The sequence below is a fragment of the Nocardia seriolae NBRC 15557 genome, from assembly GCF_007990715.1.
Taxonomy (GTDB): domain Bacteria; phylum Actinomycetota; class Actinomycetes; order Mycobacteriales; family Mycobacteriaceae; genus Nocardia; species Nocardia seriolae.
The window spans coordinates 1-21,363 of record NZ_BJWY01000099.1; the positions used below are offsets into that span (position 1 = coordinate 1).

Annotated in this window: 16 protein-coding genes; 13 read left to right on the forward strand and 3 right to left on the reverse strand. The window is 69.9% G+C overall.

The features are described from left to right. Positions 1-228: 228 nt before the first annotated feature. The 10 genes from NS2_RS25640 (at position 229) to NS2_RS25685 (ending at position 12,042) form a co-directional block, all read left to right on the forward strand. Positions 229-1,491, forward strand: a complete 1,263-nt coding sequence (locus tag NS2_RS25640; RefSeq protein ID WP_228102843.1) for a GlnX family signal transduction membrane protein — start codon at positions 229-231, stop codon at positions 1,489-1,491. Further along, positions 1,488-2,459, forward strand: coding sequence for a glutamate ABC transporter substrate-binding protein (locus NS2_RS25645; RefSeq protein ID WP_033089940.1), 972 nt, complete (start codon positions 1,488-1,490; stop codon positions 2,457-2,459). Before NS2_RS25640 ends, NS2_RS25645 begins: the two co-directional genes overlap by 4 nt. Before the next feature lie 7 nt (positions 2,460-2,466). Beyond that, positions 2,467-3,648: a hypothetical protein gene (locus NS2_RS25650; protein WP_033089939.1), complete on the forward strand. Its 1,182-nt coding sequence runs from the start codon at positions 2,467-2,469 to the stop codon at positions 3,646-3,648. Continuing rightward, a complete protein-coding gene (locus NS2_RS25655; protein ID WP_228102844.1) occupies positions 3,645-6,263 on the forward strand; it encodes a serine/threonine-protein kinase in 2,619 nt (872 codons plus the stop codon). Before NS2_RS25650 ends, NS2_RS25655 begins: the two co-directional genes overlap by 4 nt. After that, the gene (locus tag NS2_RS25660; RefSeq protein WP_033089938.1) at positions 6,260-7,366 is read left to right on the forward strand and encodes a PP2C family protein-serine/threonine phosphatase; all 1,107 of its coding nucleotides are present in this window, start codon (positions 6,260-6,262) and stop codon (positions 7,364-7,366) included. The genes NS2_RS25655 and NS2_RS25660 overlap by 4 nt, the downstream gene beginning before the upstream one ends. After that, on the forward strand, positions 7,363-8,652 hold the full coding sequence (locus tag NS2_RS25665; RefSeq protein ID WP_033089937.1) for a vWA domain-containing protein: 1,290 nt from the start codon (positions 7,363-7,365) through the stop codon (positions 8,650-8,652). Before NS2_RS25660 ends, NS2_RS25665 begins: the two co-directional genes overlap by 4 nt. Beyond that, on the forward strand, positions 8,652-9,392 hold the full coding sequence (locus NS2_RS25670; protein ID WP_033089936.1) for a double zinc ribbon and FHA domain-containing protein: 741 nt from the start codon (positions 8,652-8,654) through the stop codon (positions 9,390-9,392). The genes NS2_RS25665 and NS2_RS25670 overlap by 1 nt, the downstream gene beginning before the upstream one ends. A 59-nt stretch (positions 9,393-9,451) precedes the next feature. Then, positions 9,452-10,450 (forward strand): phosphatidylinositol-specific phospholipase C, encoded by a 999-nt coding sequence (locus NS2_RS25675; protein ID WP_052086821.1) that lies wholly within the window; start codon positions 9,452-9,454, stop codon positions 10,448-10,450. 123 nt (positions 10,451-10,573) lie between these two features. Then, the gene (locus NS2_RS25680) at positions 10,574-11,209 is read left to right on the forward strand and encodes a DUF4097 family beta strand repeat-containing protein (protein ID WP_033089935.1); all 636 of its coding nucleotides are present in this window, start codon (positions 10,574-10,576) and stop codon (positions 11,207-11,209) included. 80 nt (positions 11,210-11,289) lie between these two features. After that, positions 11,290-12,042, forward strand: a complete 753-nt coding sequence (locus NS2_RS25685; protein WP_033089948.1) for an SDR family NAD(P)-dependent oxidoreductase — start codon at positions 11,290-11,292, stop codon at positions 12,040-12,042. A gap of 16 nt (positions 12,043-12,058) precedes the next feature. Here NS2_RS25685 and NS2_RS25690 read toward each other — a convergent pair whose 3' ends face one another. From NS2_RS25690 to NS2_RS25700, 3 genes are all read right to left on the reverse strand, one after another. Then, a complete protein-coding gene (locus NS2_RS25690) occupies positions 12,059-12,925 on the reverse strand; it encodes a MinD/ParA family ATP-binding protein (RefSeq protein ID WP_052086820.1) in 867 nt (288 codons plus the stop codon). A gap of 335 nt (positions 12,926-13,260) precedes the next feature. After that, on the reverse strand, positions 13,261-15,636 hold the full coding sequence (locus tag NS2_RS25695) for a beta-glucosidase (RefSeq protein WP_045438889.1): 2,376 nt from the start codon (positions 15,634-15,636) through the stop codon (positions 13,261-13,263). Beyond that, positions 15,633-16,472, reverse strand: a complete 840-nt coding sequence (locus NS2_RS25700) for an alpha/beta fold hydrolase (protein WP_052086819.1) — start codon at positions 16,470-16,472, stop codon at positions 15,633-15,635. Before NS2_RS25700 ends, NS2_RS25695 begins: the two co-directional genes overlap by 4 nt. Positions 16,473-16,622: 150 nt before the next feature. Between NS2_RS25700 and NS2_RS25705 the strand changes: the two genes are divergently transcribed. From NS2_RS25705 to NS2_RS25715, 3 genes are all read left to right on the forward strand, one after another. Further along, positions 16,623-17,222: a TetR/AcrR family transcriptional regulator gene (locus NS2_RS25705; RefSeq protein ID WP_033089934.1), complete on the forward strand. Its 600-nt coding sequence runs from the start codon at positions 16,623-16,625 to the stop codon at positions 17,220-17,222. A gap of 195 nt (positions 17,223-17,417) precedes the next feature. Next, the gene (locus tag NS2_RS25710; RefSeq protein WP_052086818.1) at positions 17,418-19,418 is read left to right on the forward strand and encodes a protein kinase domain-containing protein; all 2,001 of its coding nucleotides are present in this window, start codon (positions 17,418-17,420) and stop codon (positions 19,416-19,418) included. Between the two features lie 91 nt (positions 19,419-19,509). Further along, positions 19,510-21,318, forward strand: a complete 1,809-nt coding sequence (locus tag NS2_RS25715; RefSeq protein ID WP_145961811.1) for a protein kinase domain-containing protein — start codon at positions 19,510-19,512, stop codon at positions 21,316-21,318. The last annotated feature ends 45 nt before the right edge of the window (positions 21,319-21,363 follow it).

The window sequence follows — 21,363 nt, forward strand, 5'->3', positions numbered from 1 at the left end:
CGACACTAGCGTCACATTGGGTGAACCAAGTGTTGTGCCGTAACGTTTCCCGGCGATTACGCGCCGTTAAATCTGGATTTCGCGGTCGGGTCACGAATGCACGTGCATTCGGAATGAACGGATCCCCAATAAATTCCGACCAGTTGGAACTCGATCGACAGGGTGCGGTCCCTCCCGTACGATCTGGGCACGGGGAGCACCGGCCGGTTCGAAACGGGGGAAACGGAGTTGAGGAGTCGTCTTCCGGCGACCATGCGCAACGCCGCGCAGTGGACGCGACGCTTCGCGCGCACAGCGCCCGGCGTCATCGGTGCGGTGGGCGCTGCCCTCGCACTGTTCGCTCTGATCGCCGGACTGGTGTCCGCGAACGCCCAGAGCGCCAGGATCTCGCGCCACGACACCGTGCTGGCGCACACCGAACCACTCGCCAATGCCGCGCAACGGCTGTACGTGGCGCTGTCCACCGCCGACGCGGCCGCCTCCACCGCCTACCTGTCCGGCGGTGTCGAATCGCCCGAGGTGCGGGCCCGCTACGAGGACGCGCTCACCGACGCCGCCGCCGCGCTCGCGGAGGCGACGACGGGCGCCTCGGACCTGGAGACCCGGAACCTGCGCGCCAAGATCTCGGCCGAATTGCCCAGCTACACCGGCTATGTCGAGGCGGCGCGGGCCAACAACCGCCAGGGCCTCCCGGTCGGCTCCGCCTATCTGCGGCAGGCGTCGGGGCTCATGCAGGGCTCGATCCTGAAGAACGCCGCCGAGCTCCAGAAGATCCGCCTGAATCAGCTGCACGCCGATCAGGACGCCATCACCGGCCTGCCGCTGTGGACCACGGGCCTGCTGGCCGGTCTGCTCGTCGCCTGCGGCGCGGGCTCCTGGATCCTGCTGCGGCGCACCAACCGCTGGGTCAACGCGGGCATGGTGAGCGCGGCCGGACTGACCGTGCTGGCGCTGCTGTGGATCTTCGCCACCACCATCGTCGCCTCCGCCGCCATCGACACCGGGTCCACCGCCCGCTTCGAAAAGCTCGCGCAGGCCCGTATTCTCGCCCAGCAGGCCCGCACCGAGGAGACCCTGCAGCTCATCACCCGCGGCAACCTCGAGGGGAGCGAGACGCGCTTCACCGCGAGCAGCAATCAACTCCGGTCGGACCTGGCCGGGCTGCTGAGCACCGATTCGCCCGCCGCTACGGCCTTCTCGGGCTGGCAGAACGGCCACAGGCACGAGGTCGCCGCCTATCGGAGCAACAACTATCGCGGGGCCGTCGACCTGTCGATCAAGGGCGACGCCTCCGGTTCGGCGGCCCAGTTCACCGCTCTCGACAATGCCCTGAAGACCGAACTCGAGCGGACACGCCAGCAGGTGCGCGACGATGTGAATACGGCAGGAAATGCCCTCACCCTGAGCCCGATCGGCACGCTGGCGCTGCTGGTCGCCGCGGCGGCCGCGATCGTGGTCGGGGTCTGGCCGCGGTTGAAGGAGTTCCTGTGAGGACGCGGATTCGGACGGCACTGCTGGGAGCCGTGACGCTGCTGGCGGCCGCGTGCGGCTCGACGCCGGACGCCGCCCCCTTCCAGTTGCCCAGCAAGGACCGGCTGCCGGTCGGCGCGACCATCATCACCACCGCGCCCAATCAGCGCGCCGACAAATCCTGTGGCGACCCGGCCGCGAGCCTGCGCCCGGGTGCGCGGCCGCAGCCCGGCGCCATGCCGGCCGGATCGACCATGGCGGCCATCGTCGCCAGCGGCAGGATCAAGGTCGGCGTGGACCAGAACCAGTTCCTCTTCGGCTTCCGCAATCCGGACACCAGCGAGATCGAGGGCTTCGACATCGATATCGCTCACGAGATCGCCCGCGACCTGTTCGGCGACCCGGACCGAGTCGCGTTGTACCCCATCGATTCCGCGAACCGGGCCACGGCGCTGAAGAACCGCGACGTCGACGTGGTCGTCCAGAACTTCACCCCGACCTGCTCGCGCCGCAAGGACGTCCAGTTCTCCTCGGTGTACTTCGAGACCGATCAGCGGGTGCTGGTCACCAAGGGCTCGGGCATCCATTCGGCCGCCGACCTGGGCGGCAAAAAGGTTTGCGGCATCCCCAACTCGACCACGCTGGACGCGGTGTTCGCACTACCGAAGCGCCCCATCGTGATCGGCATCCAGAACTGGGGCGACTGCCTGACCGCGCTGCAGCGGGGCGAGGTCGACGCCGCCAGCACCGACCTGCCGCTGCTGTACGGGCTCGAGATCCAGGACCACAATCTCGAGGTGGTCGGCGACCCTATGGCCTCGGACGTGTACGCCATCGGAATCCAGCAGGACAAGACCGATCTCGTGCGTTTCGTGAACGGCGTGCTGGAGCGGGTCCGCGCCGACGGCACCTGGCAGCGGCTCTACAACCAGCGCCTGAGCGTGCTCGGCCCGTCCAACGGTCCCCCGGCTGCCCGGTACAGCGATTGAGCCGACCATGCACGAGAATCCCGGGCACATTCTCAGCGTCGCCGAAATAGACCGCGAAATCGCCGAGCGGGCACGCGAAATCGAGACCATCGCCGCGACCCTGGTCGAATTGGACAAACATCCGGGGCTGGTGCTGCTGCGCCGGTTCCCGCCCACCGGCGTCACCGAGGCGCGCTGGGCTCCGGCGCGCGCCGCGCTGGAATCGATGTGGGAGGACTTCGGGCGACTGGGCACGGTATTGGATCGGGCCAAGGCCGCCCGTGCGCGGCGGCGGCTGGACGCCTTCGACCGCGAGGAGCTGACCCGGCTGCTGCGCGGACAGCCCATCGAGGTGGCGCGCCACACCATTCCGATGTCGCAGCGCTCGCTGAGCGGACCGCGCGAGCAGGTGGAGCTGATCGGCATCACCGAGATGCTGGACCGCATGCGCGCGGCGTTCCCGACCGTGGTCACCGTGCTCGACGCCGTGGAGACGGTGAACAACCGGGTCATGTCCGATATCGCGCCGCTGCTGACGGAATTGGATCGGCTCGGCGGCACACTGCCCGAATTGCGTTCGCTCACCGACGATATCGACGCCCTGGCCACCGACGTCGCCACCGATCCCCTCGCATTGGCCGCCGAGGTCCTCGACCGGCGGCTGGGCGAGCTGGCCCGGCGCATGCGCGAGGCCACCACGGTCCTGACCGAACTGCGGGCCATGTCGGCCGATTGGGACGGCGCGGTCGAACGCGCGCGCTCCCGCGTCGAGGCGCTGCGCAAGACCTACGAACGCGCCGACCACGCCCGGGTCGAGGTGGAACGCACCATCCTGGCCGCGCCGCTGCCGCGCCATCCCGACGACAGTGCCGTCTACGGCGCGGAACTGACCACCCTGGAAGCCAATCCGCCCGAGCCGACCGCTCTGTGGGACCTGCGCCACCGCCTGGAATCGGCCCTGGAAGCGGCCGACCGCAACGAGCGGCTGGCCCAGGGCCTGCTCGACCGCCGCGTCGAACTCAAGGGCCGCTTCACCTCCTATCGTGCCAAGGCCGCCCGCCTGGGCGTCGGCGAGGACCAGGATGTGCTGGCCGCCAGCCGCATTGCCGCGGGCCTGCTCGACCGCAGACCCTGCGATCTGGGCGCGGTCACCCGCGCCATCACCGACTACCGCCAGCTCATCACGCAGAAAACGGGGAGGCGATCATGAACTGCACCGAGCCCGGCTGCACCGGGACCATCGAGGACGGGTACTGCACCGTGTGCGGCACCGCCCCGGCCGTGGCAGCCAATCCCGCCCCCGCGGCCGCATCCGTGACCGGAGGTTCGGCCGGATCCGGCGGCTCGACTCTCTCCGGGGGTGCGGCCTCGTCCGCTGGACCGGCTTCCGACCGTTGCACCGAACCCGGTTGCACCGGAACGATTGTCGATGGCTACTGCGATGTCTGCGGCAGCGCTCCCGCACCCGCGTCGGCCATGGCCACCACCGCCCGCGACACCGGACACCCGACATCCTCGAGCACCGGAGCAACGCTGGGCAGCGGTTCGTCTCCAAGCAGCCGCGCATCCAGGAGCGGCCGGTCGGTCCGCACCGGACGGTCGGGATCCACCGGCGGCAGCCGCGGCCGCCTGGGCGCGGGCATGGTCAAGGTGCCTTCGGTCCCCCGCCGCGACCCGGCCGAGGCCGTCCTCACCAACCCCGAAGTGCCCGAGCACCACCGCGATTGCGGCAAATGCGGCCGCCCCGTCGGCCGCAGCCGCAATGGCCAGCCCGGCCGTCCCGAGGGCTTCTGCGCCCACTGCGGCACCCGATTCTCCTTCACCCCCAAGCTCTCCCGCACCGATGTGGTGGGCGGCCAGTACGAGGTGCTCGGCCCGCTCGCCCACGGCGGCCTGGGCTGGATCTACCTGGCCGTCGATCACAAGGTCGACGACCGCCCGGTGGTGCTCAAGGGCCTGCTCAATACCGGCGACCTGGACGCCATGCGCGCCGCCGTGGCCGAGAAGCGCTTCCTGGCCCAGGTGGATCACCCGAATATCGTGCGGATCTACAACTTCGCCGAGGACACCGGCCCGGACGGCAAGCCCGTCGGCTACATCGTCATGGAGTACGTCGGCGGCAAGTCGCTCAAACAGCTGCTGCGCGAACAGCGCACCGCCGATCAGGGCTACCTGCCGCCCGCGCGCGCCATCGCCTACATCCTGGAGATGCTGCCCGCCCTGGAGTACCTGCACGAACGCGGCCTGGCCTACTGCGATTTCAAGCCCGACAACGTCATGCAGACCGAGGAGCAACTCAAGCTCATCGACCTCGGCGCGGTCATCAGGCTGCACGATCAGGCCGAAACCATCTACGGCACACCGGGATACCAGGCCAAGGAGATCGCCCATACCGGCCCCACGGTCGCCACCGAGGTCTACACGGTCGGCCGCACGCTGGCCGCGCTGATCATGCGGATCCCGCCGGTCAACCACGAACTCGGCCCGCTGCCCGGCCCGGACACCGAACCGCTGCTGGCGCGGCACGAGTCGCTGTACCGATTCCTGCTGCGCGCCACCGACATCGACCCCGATGCCCGCTTCACCTCCATGACCGAGATGAGCGATCAGCTCACCGGCATCCTGCGCGAGGTGCTGGCCGGCGAGGACGGCCGACCCCGCCCCGGCCTGTCCACCCGCTTCGGCCCGCCGCGCGCGGTCTTCGGTGTCGGCGACCAGGTTCCCGGCGACCCCCGAGCCATCATCGCGGCCCTCCCGGTCCCCCTGGTCGATCCGGCCGACAGCGGCGCGGCCCTGCTGGCCACCACCAGCGCCGTCACCCCCGAGGACCTGGAACGCGAGATCACCGCGGGCCTGGCCGCGGTGGTCACCGGCCGCGAGGAGTCGGTCGAGATCCCACTCCGATTGATCCGCGCCGCACTGGAATTCGGCGACCCCGACGACGCCCTGCGCCGCCTCGACGAGGTCGGCGACACCCTGATCGGCGACTGGCGCCTGACCTGGTTCACCGGCCAGGCCCGCCTGCTGCAACGCGATTGGCCCGCCGCCGCGGCCGAATTCGACGCCCTCTACAGCGCCCTGCCCGGCGAGGCCGCCCCGAAACTGGCCCTGGCCGTGACCGCCGAACTCATGGCCGCGGGCACCCGAGTACCCGCTACCTCGGCCGGCGGTGACCCGCAACCCCCGGCCGCCGACGTCCACGCCGCGAACGCCATGGCCAACGGCCCCCGATCCGCGCCCGCGAACGGCAATGGTTCGGCGTCCGGAGCAGGGAACAGCCCGGGAGTCGTGAACAGGATCGCCCCGGGCCCGGCGCGTGATCGCGCCGCCCGCTACTACGACATGGTCTGGCGCACGGACCGTTCCTTCGCCAGCGCGGCCTTCGGCGCGGCGCGGGTGCGCCGCGCGGTGGATGACCGAGCCGGCGCGGTTGAGATCCTCGACGAGGTCGACGCCGCGTCCGCCGTGCACACCGAGGCCGGGGTCACCGCGGTGGAAGCCCTGCTGGCCGTGAAAGATTCCGATCAGCTCACCGAACAGCTGGTCCGGGAGGCGGGCAAGCGCATCGCCGGTCTCACCCTGGACTCGAAACGCCGGGCCGCGCAGGCGCGGATGCGGGTCCTGGACGCGGCCCTGCGCTGGCTGGACCTGGGCAGAGTGCCCGCCGACCACTTCCCGCTGCTGGGGGTGGCGCTCGATCAACAAGGGGTGCGCACCGGTTTGGAACGCTGTTATCGCGACCTGGCGCGCGAGACCGAGGACATGTGGGAACGCATCGCCCTGGTGGAGCAGGCCAATGCCGTACGCCCGAGGACGCTGCTGTGACGGCCCGCTGCCCCCGGTGCGGCACCTTCGCCGCCGACACCGACCGCTTCTGCGAGGCCTGCGGCAGCAAACTCGGCATCCGCCTGATCGCGCTGCCGCCCATCGAGTTCCGGCCCGGCTCCGGCTCGACCGTGCCGGTGGCCGAGGCCGCCCGCAGCGCCCGGCTGGATCCCGTCACCGGCACCACGGCCACCTTCGAATCCGGTCCCGCGCCCGACTGCGGCGGTTGCGGCAGCAGCGAATTCGACCCGGACGGCTACTGCTCCACCTGCGGTGAGCTCGGCCCCGAGCGCGATCGCTTCGAGGCCGACCTGGGCACCGCCTGCCTGATCACCGACCGCGGGCTGCTGCACGCCCGCAACGAGGACGCCGTCGCCGCGGCGGTGCTCGACGGCGCGGTGCCCGATCGTCCGGCCGCCGCGGTGATCGCTGTGTGCGACGGGGTTTCGACCTCCGAGGATCCGCAGGCCGCCTCGGGCGCGGCGGTGCGCGCGGGCCTGGACGCCAGCCTGGCCGCCCTCGCCGCCGACCGTTCCGCCCACGACGCCGTGATGGCCGGGCTCACCGCGGCCGCCGCCGCGGTCAAGGCGGTGGGCTCACCCGAGGGCAAATCCCCGTCCTGCACCTATGTTTCGGCCATCGTGCGGTTCGACCCCGACGGCGGCGCCGACATCACCGTCGCGAATGTCGGTGACAGCCGGGCCTATTGGCTGCGCGGCACGGATTCCGACCGCCTCACCGTGGACGACTCCCTGGCCCAGGCCATGGTCGACAACGGCCTGCTCGACGCCGCCACCGCCATGGACGGCCCGCACGCCCACGTGCTCACCCGCTGGCTGGGGGCCGACAGCGAACACCAGTGGTCCGCCAATTGCGTTCGGACCCTGCATACTTCCGAGCCCGGCGTGCTGCTGCTGTGCACCGACGGGCTGTGGAACTACCTCCCGGAGGCGGCCGCCCTGTCCCGCTTCACCGGCACGCTGCCCGCCCTGCCCGCGGCGCGGGCCCTGGTGGAGCACGCCCGGGGGGCGGGCGGCAAGGACAACATCACCGTCGCCCTCGTACCTGTCCCGTCCCGAGTACCCACAGGAGACACACTGTGACTTCCGCTGAGAACAAAGGTCTCTCGGTCACCGTCGACCAGAACGAATTCCTCGCCGAGGGCGCGCGCACGGTCGACGCCATCGTCAGCGTCGAGGCCACCGACGAGCTCATGGTCGCCGCGCCGCCGCCGGAGCGGCTCGAGATCCTGATCATCGACACCTCCGGATCCATGGGCGGCGCGGGCAAATTCGCGGGCGCGCGCCAGGCCACCCTGGCCGCGCTGGACGTCATGCCCGACGGCACCCGCTTCGCCATCGTCGAGGGCACCGACAAGGCACAGGTGGTGTATCCGCGCCAGGGGCCCTCGGCCGTGGCCGGCTGCTCCGCGCGGGCCGATGCCCGCCGTGCGCTGGACAAGCTGGTCCCGCACGGCGGCACCGCGATGGGCACCTGGCTGGGTCTGTCGCGGCTGATCGCGCAACAGCATCCGGGGGCGATGGTGCACGCCATCCTGCTCACCGACGGCAAGAACGAGCACGAGAAGCCCGAGCAGCTGGCCCGCGAGATCCGGGCCTCGGAGGGCCTGTTCACCTGCGACTGCCGCGGTGTCGGCGCGGATTGGGAGGTGAACGAGTTGCGCGCCATCGCCTCCGCGCTGCACGGCACCGTGGACATCGTGAAGTCGGCCGATCAGCTCGCCGGTGACTTCGCCGGGATGATGCAGGCTTCCATGGAGAAGGCGATTCCCGAACTGACGCTGCGGGTCTGGACGCCGGTGGGCGCGAAGATCGTGTTCATCAAGCAGGTCTCGCCCTTCATCGAGGATTTCACCGCGCGCCGTGCCGAGACCGGGCCGCAGGTGGGCGAGTACTCGCTGGGTTCGTGGGGCGCGGAGGATCGCGACTATCACATTCAGCTGGAAGTCGAACCGGCCGCGCCGGATCGGGAGAAGCTGGCCGCGCGGGTGAGCGTGCTGGCCGCGGGCGAGGTGCTCGGGCAGGGTCTGGTCAAGGCCACCTGGACCACCGATACCGATAAGTCGGCACGCATCAGCCGCCGGGTCGCCCACTACACCGGCCAGGCCGAGCTGGCCCAGACCGTGCAGGAGGGCCTGGCCGCCCGCAAGCACGGCGACTTCGCCACGGCCACCGCCAAACTCCAGCGCGCCTACCACCTGGCCACCGAGTCCGGCAATGAGAACACCGCCAAGCTGCTGCTCCGCGTGGTCGACGTGGTGGACGAGCGGACCGGCACCATCCGCCTGCGCAACAAGGTGGAGCGCGACGAGGAGATGGAACTCGACGTGCGCTCGACCAAGACCGCCCGCGTCCGCAAGGAGCCGTGATGGCGTACTGCCCCGAGGGCCACCCGTCCACCGCGACCGCTTACTGCGATGTCTGCGGTACGCCGATCGGCGGTCCGTCCGCCGCGGCCGGTCCGCAGACCACGGTGTGCCCGGACTGCGGCGCGCCGTTCGAGGGCCGATTCTGCGAGAACTGCGGCCACGATTCGGAAATGCCGCCGCCACCGCTCGCGCGGCGCGTCGAGCCCGCGCCGACCATGCCGAATCCGGGCGACCCGGCACCGACCGTGGTCAATCCCGGCGAACCGGCTCCCACCATGCTCAACCCCGCCGAGCCCGCACCGACGGTGGTGAACAACGGCGGCGTGGCCTCGCCGGTCTGGATCGCCACCGTGTCCGCCGATCCGGCGTATTTCGCGCGCATGCGGGCGCAGAAGGGCCCCGATCTGAACCGGGTCGACTTTCCCGACTACTACCCCGATCGGCGAATCCTGTTGGCGGGGCCCAATGTCCTGATCGGCAAGCGCAGCGTCTCGCAGGGCGTGCACCCCGATATCGACCTGTCGATCGCCCCCGCCGATGTGGCGGTGTCGCGCTCGCACGCCATCCTGCACCTGGACGCGGACGGCGCGACCGTCACCGATCTGGGTTCCACCAACGGCACCTGCCTCAATGACAGCCCGGACCCGATCCCGCCCAAAACCGCTGTCCCGCTGCGGGACGGCGATCGCATCCACGTCGGCGGCTGGACCACGATCACGGTGAGCCGCGAGCAAGCCTGACGGGCAAATCCGGCAAACCACCGATCTTGGTCTTCCGTCCAGGTTAGGCTCCCCGCTCTATGAGCTTGACCCGGAGAGACTTCGCCCGCACCGGCGTGGCCGCCGCCCTCGGCCTGGCCGCCACCGCCCTGACCGGCCCCGCGGCCCGGGCGGTTCCGCACCCGCGCACCGTCGCCGCGCCGCCCCAGGCGTGGATGTCGGCGCTGCCCGACGCCACCTCGATGCTGCGGCTCACCATTCCGGGCACCCATGACTCCTGCTGCACCGATCCGGCCAACGGCACCGAATGGGCGCACACCCAGAACTGGTCGCTGCCCGATCAATTCGCGCACGGCATCCGCTTCCTGGATATCCGCTGCAACGGTCTGCAGGACCACACCGCCGATTCCTTCGGCATCTATCACAGCGCCTTCTATCAGGGCATCACCTTCGATGGCGTGCTCGACCAGTGCCGGACCTTCCTGTCGCGCAATCCCGGCGAGGTCATCATCATGCGGGTGAAGAAGGAGGACGGCACCAAGAACGACGTCGGCACGAACTTCGAGCGCATCTTCAACGGGTATCTCGACACCAAGGGCTATCGCCCACTGTTCTTCCTGGAGAACCGGATTCCCACGCTCGGCGAGGCGCGCGGGCGGATCATCCTCATCGCCCAGTTCGCCAATTCGCTGGGCTGCCTGCAATGGCCGGGCGGCGACAACGGGGTCTTCACCACTGACCGCTTCTACCTCCAGGACCGCTACAAGGACCACGGCCTGGCCGGATTGGATTCCGGCTCCTCCAATTTCGGGTCCTCCGGCGGTGACAAGTTCGGCTATGTCCGCGACTGCTTCGACAAGGCGGCCACCGATCCCTCGAACACCCTGCAGTACATCAATTTCACCAGCTTCGCCGATGACGCGTGGCCCAAGGACAATGCCGCCGCCATCATGCCGAAGGTCGACGCGTATCTGACCGCGCATCGCGGGCAGCCCGCCCACTTCGGCATCGTGCCGATGGATTTCCCGGATTCGTATCCGCAGGTCCTGAGCCTGCTGCTGGAGCGCAACTCCGGCTGAGCGCGGGTATGGGGGGCGCGTCAGCGATGTCAGCGGGCGCGTCAGTGCGCTGTCAGCCCGGTATCCGCGGGTCCGGTGAAAGTGGTTCTCACATCGAACGACTCACTCACCGAGGAGACCACAATGACCACCTTCCAGACCCCCGAGGCCATCGCCGTGACCATCGACATCGCCGCCGGCAATGTCACCGTCGTCGCCTCCGACCGCACCGACACCGTCGTCGAGGTCAAGCCCAGCGATGCCGCCAAGAAGGCCGATATCCGTGCGGCCGAACAGGTCCGGGTCGATTTCGCCGACGGCGCGCTGACCGTGCAGACCCCCAAGGGCTGGCGCAGCCACTCCCCCTTCGGCAGCAGCTCCTCCATCGAGGTGACCGTGCAGGTGCCGACCGGGTCACGGCTGCACGCCACCGCCGCGCTGGGTCGGCTGGTGGGCAGCGGCGCGCTGGGCGAGAGCGAGCTGGAGGTGTCGATGGGCGACATCCTGGTCGAGCGGCCGCAGGGTTCGGTGACCGCCAAGACCGCCAAGGGCGACATCCACATCGGCGAGGCCACCCGCGGCGTGCTGCGCCTCGAGACCGCCACCGGCGAGATCGAGGTCGGCATCAACCCGGCCAGCGGCGTGCGGCTCGAGTCGAGCCCCCCCAACGGGTCGGTGTCCAACCAGCTGGCTCCGGCCGGGCAGGCGCACGACATCGTCGAGGTGATCGCCCGCAACTCGACCGGCAATATCGTCATCCGGACCGCGACCGTCGCGTGAGATTCGCCCGGCTCCGGCGTCGACTGACGCCGGAGCCGAATCGGGCTAAGTTGGAACCCGTTCTAAGAATGGAGACGGGTATGGCGGGCAATGATGCCGGGCGATTCGAAGGCCGCGTCGCCGTGGTGACCGGGGCATCCTCCGGCCTGGGACAGGCGGTGGCGCGGTCGCTGCGCGCGGGCGGGGCCCGGGTCTTCGGCGCGGGGCGCGACGAGGCGAAACTGCGCGCCACCCTCGACGGGCCCGAAACCGGTTGGCTGGCAGCCGATCTCACCGACCCCGCGGCCTGCACCGAGGTGGTGCGGGCATGCGCCGACCGCTTCGGCGGCATCGACATCCTGGTCAATGCCGCGGGCGCGCACACCATGCGCCACACCGGCGAGGTGACCGACGACCAGTGGCAGCACGACCTGGCCGTCAACCTGAGCGCCCCGTTCTTCCTCTCCCGCGCCGCCCTGCCGCACCTGCTCGACCGCAACGGCTGCATCGTCAATGTCGCCTCGATCGCGGGCCTCGAGGGCCAGGCCTATTCGGCCGGTTACTGCGCCGCCAAACACGGCCTCATCGGCCTCACCCGCGCCATGGCCCTCGAATTCGACGGCCGCCCCATCCGCATCAACGCCGTCTGCCCCGGCGGCATGACCACCCCGATGCTGGAGCACTTCACCTTCCCCGAAAACCCGGACTACACCCTGATTCTCAAGACCGCCGCGGCCCGCGGCCTGATGGACCCGGCCCAGGTCGCCAATGTCATCACCTTCCTGTGCTCGGCCGAGGCCGCCATGGTGCACGGCGCGGTGTACACCGTCGACAATGGCAAAATGGCGCTCTGACAGCGGATTCCGGTATTCAGCGCAGCAGGTTGACCAGCTGGCGGTAGGCGGCGCGGGTCGGCGGCGCGAGCCGTCGCCACGACACCGGGCCGCCCAGGCCGAGATGCGCGTCGTAAGGGATTTCGGCGACCGCGCGCACCACATCGCCGAGGTATCTGCGGACGTGTTCGGTCACCAGCGGGCCGTCCTTGGGGTGCTGGCGGGTGACCACGATGACGGCCTCGGCCAAGTGGTACTGGCTGTCGTTGTCGTCGAGCCAGATCAGGGCGGGCTTGAGGCGGTTCACGGCGTCGGGGCGGGCGGCCAGGGTGATCACCAGGGAGATCCGGGAGTCGGACAGCAGGGGTGCGACCATGCGGTTGGTGACCGGGGCGCCGCCGTCGTAGATCGGCAGGCAACCCGCTTCGACCAGGTCGCGGTGGACCGACGAATAGGTCTCGCGGCGGGGCAGGGCTTCCGGGCCGCGCGGCAATACGCCTACGCCGGAGCTGTTTTCGCCACAGCTGTCGATCACCGTGGAGGGCAGGCTGCGGTGGGTCATGTTCAGCCAGGACTGCACCGTGCCCGCGGCGTCGATGGTGTCGCAGCCGCGTGCGGCCAGGTCGCCGCCGGTGGTGGTGGCGTCGACCACGATCGGGGAATGCTCGCCGTAGTCGTAGGCCGCCGCACCGGCGATGCCGAGGGCGGTGGTGGTGGCGCCCGAGCCGCCGGAGCTGCCCAGTACGAGCACCGGTGGCAGGTCGGCCCACAGCAGAAACCCGTTGCGCGGGTGCAGGTGCACCACATCGGTCGGCGCCCCGGGCGGGGACGGACGCAGCAACAGGGACAGATCGGTCGGAGTGGCGGACAGAGCGGCGGGATGATCCGGGAAATTTTCGGACACTCTAGATTCCTTTGGTGCACGGCGCAGCCGGGCCACCGCTTCTCCCGTCGCCACCCTCACCGTGTCGACGAACGGCCCCTGCGCCTCGACAGCTTCATTGAAGTCACGAGTTCTGACTTCGCCCGAATACCCCCTAGTACCGAGAATGCAAAAAGGTTGCTGTGCAGCCTCTTTCAATGCCGAAGGATGATACCTGATCTTGTCCTGTCAGCAGCCGATTCGATAGCGGAGGCGAATCTGCGGCACTGAATGTCAGAAAGCCGCACAGCACACCGCCCCGGACGGCAAAGGACTCTGGCCGTTGCCGACCGGAGTCCTTTGTTCATGGCGGTGATTCAGCCGATGTCGGCGATGAGCGGAAGCGCGGTCACCGAGGTCCCGATATGCAGCGTGAAGGCACCCGATTCGACGGCCCAGCCCTGCTCGGTCCAATGCTGGAAGGAGCGTTTCGGCAATTCGATGGTGGCGGTGACGGATTCACCCGCGCCCGCTTCGACCACCGCGAAACCGGCCAGCCACCGCACGGGCCGATCCACGGCGCTGTGCTCGCGCGACAGGTATGCCTGCACCACCTGGCGGCCGGGGCGGTCGCCGGTATTGCGGACGGTGACGGCGGCGACGCGACCGGTGACCGCCAGGTCCGACAGCTCCCAGCTGGTGTAGCCGAGGCCGTGACCGAACGGATACGCCGGGGCCACACCGGATTTCAGCCAGGCCCGGTAGCCGATGTGAATGCCCTCGGTATAGGGCAGGGCATTGTCCGGGCCCGGCACGGTGTCCAGGACCGGCACGTCGGCCATGGTCTTCGGCCACGTGGTCGGCAACCGGCCGCCGGGTTCGGCCGCGCCGGTGAGCACATCGGCCAGAGCCGCGCCGAACTCCTGCCCGGGGAACCAGGCCAGCAGCACCGCCGCGACGTCCTCGCGCCACGGCATCTCCACGGGGGCACCGGAGTTCACCACCACGACGGTGCGCGGATTGACCGCGGCCACGGCGGCCACCAGCTCGTCCTGGCGTCCGGGCAGCGACAGCGAGGTGCGGTCGAAGCCCTCGGATTCGATCTGCTCGGTGGTGCCGACCACCACGACCGCCACATCGGAGGTGCGCGCCAATTCCACCGCGGCCGCGAACTCTTCGTCGGCGGCACGGCGCGGGCGGCCGATCGCGCAGGTGATGCCCATGGCCGGGAAGCCGCCACCGGGCGCCATGCGCACCAGGACGTCGATCTCCTGCCCCGCGGCGAGTTCCCGGGTGACGAAGCGCTGCGGCGGATTCAACAGCATCTCGACCGGATCCGCGCCCGCGGGCACCACGTTCTCCTCGAGCACCTGCTCGCCGTCGAGGCTCAGGCTCAGGGTCCCGACACCGGCGAAGCCGATGCGCCACTCCCCGGCCGCGTCGGCACGCAACCGGCCGCGCAGTTCGATCACCTTGGCCCGCATGGCATTCGGGTTTCCGAAGAGCATCAGGCCGCCCGCGGTGCGGTGTTCGGCGTCGAGCACGGTGTCGCCGTCGAGGTAGCGCAGTGACAGGCCCGGCGTGCCGGTCTCGGGGTCGGTGACCAGCTCCAGCGGGACCGGAATCATGTTCTCGCTCAGGTGCACACCGGGGGTGTGGACCACCGGCAGCACCTCGGACAACCCTTGCAGCGGAGAGGTGGTGTGCGCCGGAATCACCGTGGCGCTGCCGCCGCCCATGAAACGCGGTTCGGCGGCGGCGGATCCGAGCAGCGCCACCGAGGCGGGCGCGCGCAGGGGCAGGGTGCCGTCATTGCTCGCGAGCACCATGGCCTTGGCGGCGGCCGCGCGCACCAGGCGCTGGGCGGCCGCGTCGGGGTAGGCCGGGACCGGCTGCGGGGAGCCGTCCAGCGCGCCGACCCGGACGGCGAATCGCAGGATGCGCCGCACCTTTTCGTCGATCGCCGCCTCGGGCACTTCGCCCTTGCCGACGGCTTCCTCGAGCGCCGCACCCCACAGCTCCCACGGCCCGGGCATGGCCAGGTCGTTGCCCTTGGCCGCGCCGGCGGTGGAGCGCACCGCGGTCCAGTCCGAGACCACCACGCCGTCGAATCCCCACTCGCCCTTCAGGGGCTCGTCGAGCAGGTCGTTCTCGGTCATGGTGACGCCGTTGACCGAGTTGTAGGCGGCCATGACCATCCACGCGCCCGCCTCGACGGAACGCTCGAACGGGTACAGGTACAGCTCGCGCAGCGTGCGGTCGTCGGCGATGACATCGGCGGTGAAGCGCTGGGTCTCGGAATCGTTGGCCACGTAGTGCTTCGGGCAGGCGCTCACGCCGTGCGCCTGAACCGCGCGCACGTAGGCGTCGGCCATCTCCGCGGTGAGCATCGGGTCCTCGGAGAAGCATTCGAAATGCCTTCCGCCCAGCGGGGATCGGTGCAGGTTGATGGTGGGGCCCAGGACGGCGTAGACGTCCTTGCGGCGGGCCTCGGCGGCGATGAGCGCGCCGATCTCGGTGAGCAGGTCGCGATCCCAGGTGGCGGCCAGGGCGGTGCCCGACGGCAGGCTCACCGACGGGTCGCGCTCGTCCCACTGTTCGCCGCGCACGCCCGAAGGGCCGTCGGAGACCGGCATTTCGGCCAGCCCGATGTCCGGATCACCGGCGAAGCGGAAGAAGTTCGCGCCGGAGACCAGGCGGATCTTGGCCGACAGGTCGAGCTTGGCGAGCAGGTCGTCGATGCGGTCGGTCACGGGTGTTCCTTCCAGAAGTTCACCAGCGCGGCGGAAACCTGGTCGGGGACATCCTCGTTCGGCACGTGGCCCGAGCCGTGGAACACGACGGTCCCGGCATTGAGTTGCTTGGCGAAGTTCTCGTGCACCTGCGGGGCCCACAGGTCATCGGTGTCGCCGTAGGCGACCAGCAGCGGGACGCCGGAATCGCGCAGCGCCGCCGGATCTTTCAGCGGCGGCTCGGCCATGGCGGTCAGGATGCCGATGATATTGGCCTTCTTGGTGGCCAGGATGCGCCGGTGCAGGAACTCCATGCGCTCGGGCGCGGGCGCGTGGTCGGCCTGGGCCATGACCGCGCTCATCTGCTGCCAGATGGTCTCCTGCCCACCGGCTTCCACCATCTGCGCGACCAGCAGCGGCGGCGGGAAGTTGATCTCCTCCACCGAGGACGGGCCGGAGGCGAGCAGGGTGAAGCTGCGGAAGCGGGCGGGCCGCTCGACCACCGCGATGCGGGAGACGTAGCCGCCGAAGGAGTGCCCGACCAGGTGGATCGGCTCGTCCGGGGAGATCTGATCCACCACGCCCTGCAGGTCGCCGACGAAATCGGCCAGGGTGTAACCCGATACCTCGTCCGGGCCGTCGGATTCCCACTGCCCGCGCTGGTCGTAGGCGAAGGCGCGATATCCGGCGGCGGCCAGCAGCGGCAGCAGGGCTTCGAAGTCCTCCTTGGAACCGGTGAAGCCCGGTACCAGCAGCACCGTGCCGCGCGGTTCGCCCGCGGGTGGTTCGGCCCGCCACCCGGCCAGCTTTCCGGCGGCGCCTCGCAAAGTGATCGGCTCGATCGGGGCCTGACTCACGGCACATCCCTTCCCTCGTACTGCCCGGTACGGCTGGCACGAGTGTGCCAGTGCGAAACCAGTCTACCGAGCACCCATTAGGTACTGTTACCATTTCGTTATCATGTACCGATTTTGCCTGCTCAACACGCTTGACTAGTCTCCCACCTCATGACGCCCCACCCTCGACGCCGCCGCCGGGGTGACGACCGCCGCGCGCAGATCATCGACGAGGCCCTGAAAGCCTTCGCCGACAACGGCTATCGCAGCACCTCCATCGCCGAGATCGCCGACCGCTGCGGCATGTCCCAGCCCGGCCTGCTGCACTACTTCCCCAACAAGGCGGCCCTGCTCTCGGCGGTTCTCGACTACCGCGACCGGCTCGACTACGACCGCCTCGGCTTCGACCGGCAGCTGCGCGGCAAGGACGCGCTACTGCGGCTCGCCCAGTTGGTCGACCACAATATGCACGTCCCCGGCCTGGTCCGGCTGTTCACCGTGCTCACCAGCGAGGCCGTCACCGCCGACCACCCCGCCCACGACTGGGCCCAGAACCGGTACCGCATGCTCGAGACCTACCTCTCGGATGCCTTGCGGGCAGGCATCACCGAGGGCAGCATCCGCGCCGACATCGATCCCGAGGCCATCGCGCGCCAGGTCTTCGCCATGATGGACGGCCTGCAACTCCAGTGGCTGGTGGACCCGGACACCGTCGACATGGCGACATTGTTCCGCGGCTACATCGACGAACTCATCGCCTACATCTCCTAGCGGATGCCCGGCGCGGCGAGATCGACCAGCCGACCAATGAAAAACCAATCGGTGACCAACGAATTCGGGTGCCGGCGGGAACGTTTCGGAGTTCGCGTTTACCGCGATATCCAAGACACGAATATTGGCGGACGGTCCGGTCGCGGCGCGTAATGCGATGTGAGCGGGCCCGACGTTGCCGACGGGGAGGACGCGATGGGCAGCGCGCTGAAACCCGGCGAGGTTTTCGCTGGTTACGAGATCCTGCAGAAGCTGGGCGCGGGTGGCATGGGGGCGGTGTACAAGGCCCGGGACCGGGATCTGCCGCGGTTCGTGGCGCTGAAACTACTGAGCATGCCCGGCGGCGACGGGGACCGCGAGCACCGGGTGCGGTTCCGGCGCGAGGCGGATGCGATTGCGCGCCTGCAACATCCGAATATCGTTACGGTATACGCGCGCGGCGAGGACGACGGCCGACTGTGGATCTCCATGACCTTCGTCGACGGCAGCGATGTCGCGCAGGCGCTGCGCCGGGGGCCCATGCATCCGGCCCGGGCGGTGAGCATCCTCGCCGAGACCGCCGCCGCGCTCGATCACGCGCACGACACCGGAATCCTGCATCGCGACGTGAAACCGGCGAATATCCTGCTCAGCCAGGGGCGGCAGGAACGGGCGCTGCTCACCGACTTCGGCATCGCCAAGTCCCTCGATGAGAGCCGCCAGCTGACCCAGCGCGGGGAGATCCTGGCCAGCTTCCAGTACGCGGCACCCGAGCGGCTGACCCGCCCGGGCGAGGCCGACCGGCGCGCGGACGTGTACTCGCTGGGCTGCACGCTGTTTCACATGCTGACCGGGGAACCGCCCTATCCGGGGCAGAACGTCGGGGAGATCATCTACGGGCACGCCTACAAGCCGGTGCCGGTGCCCTCGCACTACAACCCCACGCTGCCAAGGGCTTTCGACGACATCGTCGCGCAGGCCATGGCCAAGGAACCCGAGCGCCGCTTCGACACCTGCACGCGCCTCGCCGCGACCGCCGCACAACTGTTGCGGCAACCGCAGCCGCCCCGTCCCGAGGCGGCCGCTCCGAATCCCGAATTCCGTTACAGCGCGGTGCGATCCGGGCCGACCCGGATCGACCAGAACGTGGCCACCCTGACGGGGCGACCCCCGTCCACGCCTCCCACCGGGACCCGGCTGGTGCCACCGGTCGGCGTTACGACGATGCCGCCCGCTGGGAACACGGCCGGACGGACCGGTGGAACCGCATTCGGACGGCAGGGTGGAACCGCGCCCGCGCCCGCGAGCGGAAACACCCGCCCACCGCTCCCGCCGACGCTTCCGGTGCCGTCGGATCCCGGCACCCGGCCCTACGACGACACCGGCCCCCGCGACCTCGTGGACCGAGCCCCGACCAGCACGGCCCCGGCGCCCAAGCGCGGCAACGCAGCACGGGTCGTGCTCGGGTCGGCGCTGCTGGTGGCCCTGGCGCTCGTCGCAATCATGCTGGCCGATCGGAGCGATGATTCCGGCGCGGCCACACCGCCGAGCGCGGTCGCGACGGCGGTGCCCACCACGACGAGCCAGCCTCCCGTCACGACGAGCGATCCCCCGCCGAGCAGTCGGTCCGAACCGCCGCCGGTGGTCACCTCCCAGGCTGTCCAGCCGGCCAAGACCGCCACCGTGCCCGATGTGATCGGCGCCCAGTACACGCAGGCGAAAGCGGAGCTGGACAAACTCGGCTTCTACGCGCAGCAGCTGTGGCGCGAGGACAAACGCGCGAAAGGCACCGTCCTCGAGACCGATCCGGCCGCGGGCAAGGAGCTCGCCGTCGGGGTGACGATCAAGGTCTACGTCTCCTCCGGCCCGGCCACCACCTTCACCATGCCCAACCTGGTCGGCATGTCGGTGGCGGAGGCGAACGGCGCACTGCAGAAACTCGGCTGGATCGCGACGCTGCAGCCGACCAAGGTGACGGTCACCGACGCGTCGAAGGTCGGCAAGATCATCACCCAGAGTCCCGCATCGGGAGGTTCCGTCGCCGTCGACGGGTCGGTGACGGTCTCCGTCGGCGAGCTCGCCCCGTCCACCACACCGACGACAACACGCGGTCCGTCCACCGTCCCGCCCACCACCACGACGCCCCCGCCCACCACCACCGTCCCGCTGACCACTGCCGCCCAGCGCATCTCGATCACCACCGCCCCCGGCTACTGACGCCGCGGCGCGGCCCGCGACGCGCTGGCCCCACGTTTCGGAGTCGGCGCCAGCGGCGATATCTACTCCGAGGCACCGAGGGGAGGTGGCGGTGAGCGCGACGCTGCGGCCGGGCGAGTACTTCGCCGGTTACCAGATTCTGCGGAAACTGGGGGCCGGCGGGATGGGGGCCGTGTATCAGGCGCGGGACCGGGACCTGCCGCGCTTCGTGGCATTGAAGTTGCTGAGCCTGCCCGATGACGGCGCGCTCGATTCCCGGGCGCGATTCCGGCGCGAGGCCGATACCGTTGCGCGGCTCCAGCATCCGAACATCGTCACGGTGTACGCGCGCGGCGAGGAGGCCGATCAGCTGTGGATCGCCATGACCTTCGTCGACGGGAGCGATGTCGCGCGGGCGCTGCGTGAGGGCGCGATGCATCCCGCGCGGGCGGTGCGGATCATCTCCGAGACCGCGGCGGCGCTCGACCACGCGCACGAGACCGGAATCCTGCACCGGGATGTCCAGCCCGCCAACATTCTGCTGACCGAGGGGCGGCCGGAACGCGCGCTGCTCACCGATTTCGGAATCGCCAAGGCCTTCGACGAGAGCCGCCAGCTGACCCAGGGCGGCGAAATCCTGGCCAGCTTCCAATACGCGGCTCCCGAACGGCTGACCCGCCCCGGCGAGGTCGATCCGCGCGCCGACGTGTACTCACTGGGCTGCACGCTGTTTCACATGCTGACGGGGCAGCCGCCGTATCCCGGGCAGAACGTGGGTCAGATCATCTACGGCCACGCCTACGAGCCGATCCCCCTGCCGTCGCACCGAAACCCGGCCCTGCCCAGGGGTTTCGACGAGGTCATCACCCGCGCCCTGGCCAAGGAACCGGACCACCGCTTCGCCAACTGCGCTGAGCTGGCGCGGAGCGCGGCGCAAGTGACTCGCCAGGGGCCTCCACCCCCACGCACCGGACCACAGCCGAAGCCCGGACCCCAACCGCGCACCGGACCCCCGCCGCACCCGAAGCCTCCGCCGCAAACCGGACCGGCGCGGACCAGCGACCATCTCAGCGGACCGAGGTTCGCCACCACCCGTACCGCACCGGGTGTTCCTACCGGGCCGCCCCCGACGATTCCCGCACCACCGCAACGCCAGGCCGCACCGTCCGGACCCCCGCCCGAACCGCCCGAGCGGACCGGTCGCGGCGACACCGGCCCGGGCATCGGCACCGGGCCACCCCCACCTCCGAAGCGCGACACCACCTTCCGAATCATGATCGGCCTGGCCGTGGTGACGGCCCTCGCCCTGGTCTCGTATTTCGTATTCAAGTTCGGCGATGGGCATCCGAGCCTGTCGTCGGCCACCACCACCGGTGTGGTGCCGGTGACCACGACCGCCGTGGTCAGCCCGACCACCCTGACCACCACCGAAACGCCCTACACCACCACGACCTGGACCTCCCCGACCACGACCACGGCAGCGCCGCCGAAAGCCATCGTCGTGCCCGATGTGGTCGGCAGCCCGATCGCCACGGCCAAGACGCAATTGGAGAAGGAAGGCTTCGTCGTCAAGGAGGTCCAGCGCGAGGACAAGCACACGAAAGGCACGGTGGTAGCGCTGGATCCGGCCGCCGGAACCTCGCACCCGGTCGGCTCCACGGTCACGGTGTACGTCTCCAGCGGCCCGGCCACCACCATCACCATGCCCACCCTGGTCGGCCTGTCGGTCGCCGACGCGACCGGCGCACTACAGAAACTCGGCTGGAAGGGAACGATCACCCCGACCTACGTCAAGACCACCGACACCGCCAAGTCGGGCAAGATCACCGATCAGAATCCGGCCGCCGGCACCACGATCGCACGGGACGCGCCGGTCACCGTCTCGGTCGGCCAGGTCAGCTACTCCTCCTATCCGAGTTGATCGAGGCCTGCCTTGCCATCCGGTCGGTCTGTCGCGGTGCGGCGG